Source organism: Streptomyces sp. NPDC059740 (assembly GCF_042733155.1).
GTDB lineage: Bacteria > Actinomycetota > Actinomycetes > Streptomycetales > Streptomycetaceae > Streptomyces.
The window spans coordinates 1-1,548 of record NZ_JBHWGP010000100.1 but is presented as its reverse complement, the minus strand read 5'-3'; the positions used below and the strand labels follow the sequence as shown (position 1 = coordinate 1,548).

Below are 1,548 nucleotides of genomic sequence, written 5' to 3'. Positions count from 1 at the left end.
GGGGGGTGCCTCTATGTCTTTCGTCAAGGCATCCCTGTCGGGTTCGGGGTGGTTTGGTGTTGCTGGGGTTATGCGGCGAGTTCGACGTCCTTGGGCGTCCGGGGTTCGTAGAAGGTGCCGTCTCGGAGCATGGCGAAGAGGACGCTGATGCGTTGGCGGGCGAGGCGGAGGAGAGCCTGGGTGTGGGTTTTGCCGCGGGCACGTTGCTTGTCGTAGTAGGTGCGGGAGGCGGGGTCGGCGTTCATGCAGGCGAAGGCGGAGAGGAACATCGCCCGTTTGAGCTGCCGGTTTCCGCCTCTGGGTGCGTGTTCGCCGTGGATGGAGGTGCCGGAGGACTTGGTGGTGGGGGCGAGTCCGGCGTAGGAGGCGAGGTGGGCGGCGGTGGGGAAGCTGGTGCCGTCGCCGACGGTGACCAGGAGTACGGCGGCGGTCCTGACGCCGACGCCGGGCATCGACGTCAGGACCGGGGAAAGAGGGTGGGCCTCCAGCAGGGCGTTGATCTGGGCTTCCATCGCCCTGCGCTGGGTGTGGACGGCGGCCAGGGAGGCGGCGAGGGAGGGGATGACGATGTCGAGGGTGCCGGTGCCCGGGACGACGACGGTCTGTTCGTCGAGCGCGTCGAAGACATCGTCGATCAGGCGCTGGGCCATGCGCGGTGCCTTCGGGCGGATCAGTTCCACGAGCCGGCGACGACCGGCCTTGCGCAGGGCGGCCGGTGAGCCGTGACGCTCCAGCAGCCAGGTCACCGCCTGATGGTCGAGTCGGGGGCCGAGGACGCGTTCCAGGCTGGGGTGGAACTGGGTGAGCAGGCCGCGTATCCGGTTGCTGGTGCGGGTGGCCTCGGCCGCAAGATCCTGGTCGAAGCCGACCAGCACGGTCAGTTCGGCGGTGATCTCGTCGGTCAGTTCCAGCGAGCGCAGGGTGTGCGGCATGGTGCGGGCCGCGTCCGCGATGACCGCGGCGTCCTTGGCGTCGGTCTTGGCCTCGCCGGGGTAGAGGTCGGCGATCCGTCGCATGGCGAGTCCGGGCAGGTAAGCGACCTTGCAGCCCACGTCCCGCGCGACCGTGAGCGGAAGGGCGCCAATGGAGGCGGGCTGGTCCACGATCACCAGCACGGTGCCGAACTTCGCGGTCAGCTTGTCGAAGACGGCCCGCAGTTTCGGCTCACTGTTGGGCAGGGGCTTGTCAAAGACCTTCTTCCCGGACCGAGTGAGCCCGTGGCCGTGGTGAGTGGTCTTGCCGACGTCCAGGCCGAGGAACACGCCCACGTCTTCGATGTCGAACATCGCCCTCTCCCAGGGTGTTGATGGTGCCGGCCTCGGCTCGGGTGTCGTGCTCGCGCATCCACGTTATGCAGACCTGCCGCCCGCGAACTGTCCGGCGTTGCGCCGGACCGGACGGTGGCCGGACCTCTGATCAGCGTCTCCGACGGCACCTTCCGGACCCGGTGACACCACCCCCCAGGTCATGCCTTCGACAGGGGGCAACAGTCATGCCGGGCCCGGAGGCCAGCGGTCCCATTGCAGGACCGCGAAGAACATAACGGGG

1 protein-coding gene is annotated in these 1,548 nt (G+C 68.5%); it reads right to left on the bottom strand.

Translation table 11 applies throughout. The features are described from left to right. Positions 1–68: 68 nt before the first annotated feature. Positions 69–1,286, bottom strand: a complete 1,218-nt coding sequence (locus ACFV3R_RS34595; RefSeq protein WP_385591519.1) for an IS110 family transposase — start codon at positions 1,284–1,286, stop codon at positions 69–71. Between the last annotated feature and the right edge of the window lie 262 nt (positions 1,287–1,548).